4 protein-coding genes and 1 pseudogene are annotated in these 2,776 nt (G+C 58.7%); 3 read left to right on the forward strand and 2 right to left on the reverse strand.

Annotated elements, in window-relative coordinates:
* Nucleotides 1–299, reverse strand: a pseudogene (locus ACFQU0_RS17655) (hypothetical protein); the annotation flags it as partial.
* A 183-nt stretch (nt 300–482) separates the two neighbouring features.
* A complete protein-coding gene (locus ACFQU0_RS17660) occupies nt 483–680 on the reverse strand; it encodes a helix-turn-helix domain-containing protein (RefSeq protein ID WP_382203046.1) in 198 nt (65 codons plus the stop codon).
* Between ACFQU0_RS17660 and ACFQU0_RS17665 the strand changes: the two genes are divergently transcribed.
* The 3 genes from ACFQU0_RS17665 to ACFQU0_RS17675 all read left to right on the forward strand — a co-directional run bounded on the left by ACFQU0_RS17665 (nt 609) and on the right by ACFQU0_RS17675 (nt 2,081).
* Complete coding sequence (locus ACFQU0_RS17665) at nt 609–776, forward strand: hypothetical protein (protein ID WP_382203047.1); 168 nt, start codon at nt 609–611, stop codon at nt 774–776. The two genes, ACFQU0_RS17660 and ACFQU0_RS17665, sit on opposite strands and share 72 nt — an antisense overlap.
* 106 nt (nt 777–882) lie before the next feature.
* Entirely contained in the window at nt 883–1,500 is a 618-nt protein-coding gene (locus ACFQU0_RS17670; RefSeq protein WP_382203044.1) for a helix-turn-helix domain-containing protein, read from the forward strand.
* Nucleotides 1,497–2,081, forward strand: coding sequence for a hypothetical protein (locus ACFQU0_RS17675; RefSeq protein ID WP_382203045.1), 585 nt, complete (start codon nt 1,497–1,499; stop codon nt 2,079–2,081). Before ACFQU0_RS17670 ends, ACFQU0_RS17675 begins: the two co-directional genes overlap by 4 nt.
* Nucleotides 2,082–2,776: the final 695 nt, after the last annotated feature.

Genomic DNA, 2,776 nt, shown 5'->3' on the forward strand with positions numbered 1-2,776 from the left:
ACAAGGTACTCGGCGTGCAGTTGCTGGAGCGTGGCGCCAGGTAGCTGCATGTCCCGGTGCACGTCGACCCAGTTCGGCTCTGGACGGCGTGCGCGCGTCCCGGGCTCAATTGGGTACAGTCTTCGTTCAAGCTGGGCATCATCCAGGTCTTCAGGCAATGGCCACGTTAGGCCCGCACTTGAGGCCCGCACGAGGTAATCCGTCACCGCGTCGCGTGAGATACCCAGGCTGTCAGCGACAGCACGGCGGCTCAGCAGCGAGTCGTGAGACAGCCGCAGAACCTCCCGGATCTTTCGCATGTGAATTCTCCGATTGACCATCGTTCCTTGGCCGCGATCAGGCCGTTCTTGACAGTCCAAACGACGGGGAGGAGAATCCAGCTTGAAGTGCCCACTTCACTGGAACCAATCCCGTAGGCGGCCCACAGCCATCGCTGTGGGCCGCTTGCGTTTGGGCGCCTGTTGGGTTTTCTGGGGTGGGTATCAGTCTGTCGGCATGGATGGCTCTCCTGTGGCCTCACCTCGCCGACGGAGTGAGCGTCCGCGAGGCCGAAAGATGTAGCGCTGCGGCCAAAGTTCACTCGGAGGCATACCGAGCAAATTGGCGACATGACACGCCACCTGAAAGGACGAAATCCGACCGTGGATCACGTTGCCGACCACACTGGCGGATACACCCAGATCGCGCGCAATGTCCGACTGGCTGACACCGAGGCGCTTGAGGCGGTAGGCGATGTCAATCCCGTCCATTGCGACAGCCTCGTCATTTGCGAGTAAATTAAGCACAATCAGTAAATAACTGTTCTCTATAGAAACAGAATATACGCCTAAGAGATCACCAATGCAATGTGCCACAGACCCACTGGCAGCTATACCTGCACGCTTGGCCCAGGTTCTGGCCTATGCCGGGGTGAACCAGGCAGAGCTGGCCCGGCGCATCGGCGCGTCTGCTGGTTTTGTTAGCGATGTTCTTCGCGGCGTAAAGCGGCCTGGAGTGGAGATGCTCATGGGCTTGCGCGAAGCCTTCGGTGTATCTGTAGACTGGCTTCTGTCAGGTGAGGGCACAATGACCGGCGGGGCCGGCATTCGCCATGACCTCTTCCGCGCTATCCGCCTTCAAATTGCTGTGGCCCGGTCTGCAGTGATGGAACAGGACGCAACCGCAAGAGCGCTGTTGCTCCTGATCAAGGAGGGCCAGTTAGCCGCTGCAACCGAGGATACGGCGTTCAAGGAACTTCTGGATCGAGTTGCGCCCGAGGACGGTGATCTGGATCTGGCCGTCGAGTTGTACAACGGCCATCAGTGGGCCACCGACCCGATCTCTCAGCGGCGCAATCTGCTGGCAGCCGCTGTCGCGCACTTCGAAGCCCGCAAGCCTGTGGACCGTCTGGCGGCGCTGACTGGTGCTGATGCCAATGCACCACTCGTACAGGTCAACACCGGAAAAGGCCAGCGCGTTGCTGGTCGCGATTTTCACGAGCACAGTAGGCGCAAGAGATGAATTCCAGCGAACATGAACCGGCCATCACTCAGTTCAACCTGGGGGAGCGCAGCCGCATCGCTGGGCGCGACTATTACGAGGGACGAATTCCCGACTCCATCAAGGTGTACCTGGCTATCACGGCATCAGACCGGCTCGATGAGGAGGCAATCGATAACGAGCGACTCTTCTATTACCGCTTCGGTATCGACGTGCGACGACCTGTCCGTGAACAGGTAGTCGCGCTTAAACGCCAATATGGCTTGACGGATGCAGAGTGCCGATGGCTGCGCCATTCGGGGCAGTTTTCCATCAACCATGAGGGGGCCAAGCTGGCGCCTGACCGGGTAGTCCCGGCAGCGGCATGGTTCTACGCGTTCGTCCTGGCGTACTACTTTGGCAGCAGCCTGCTGCTCATCAACTTTTCCGGCGCAGCTTCTTGGAAGCAGTCACTGGGCTCGCTTACCCTCGTTGGACTCTGGTTCGGGTCCATGTGGGCTATCTACAGGCTCTTCTGGGCGCCTTGGCGTTGGGTGAAAAAAAGCGTAGAAGCGAAGGCGCTGTACAGTGATACGCAATTGAGGCACCCTTCGGGCACGTGACAGCCGGTATCGGCATTGACCGGTCAGCCGCGTGCGCGCGAATTCCAGATCTCCTTGGTGCTCCGACGTCAGCAAGATGCCTGTTGTAGGCTGGCTGGGACTGACGCGGTTTCATCTATGGCTTGACCGAGGCGCCCCCTGACCGGCAGTGGCGCTGTCCAACCACCTTCGCCAGCATCACTCGGGCTGTGACCTGGCAAAGGTCGAGCGTTCTTACGCGGTGGAGTTGCCACGTGGCACACCTTGGTGTCGTTGGCGTCATTGCCCTTGAGGCTAGCAACCGTTTGATCGGGAGAGCCAGTTGGCACCGGTTTTTGCAACAAAGCCAAGTAAATGTGCTTACATCGCAGGACCTTTCGGGGATGCTGAACAATTGCCATCATGTTTAGGCGCTTTTCCACCATGGGCCTGATGACAGGGTTCCGCTCTTTTCGCCAAAGGCTGAGCGGCTGTTGCCGCGCAACCTGACAGGATGACGACAACACCGATCATTGCAAAGGTGTGCCTTGAGATGCGATTTTTCATATCAAGCTAACCTGAAAAAAGGTGACGGCATTGCGCACGTAAACTGATGAAGCAATGCGCTCAATCAGCACGATGCCGCCAACTTCCGTGCTGCGTATTCCACGCCATGGCGGACACGATTCCATGCTGATGGCGGACAGTGTTCCAGCGTGATGGCGGACACCGTTCCA

The sequence above is a fragment of the Hydrogenophaga defluvii genome, from assembly GCF_042665235.1.
GTDB lineage: Bacteria > Pseudomonadota > Gammaproteobacteria > Burkholderiales > Burkholderiaceae_C > Hydrogenophaga > Hydrogenophaga defluvii_A.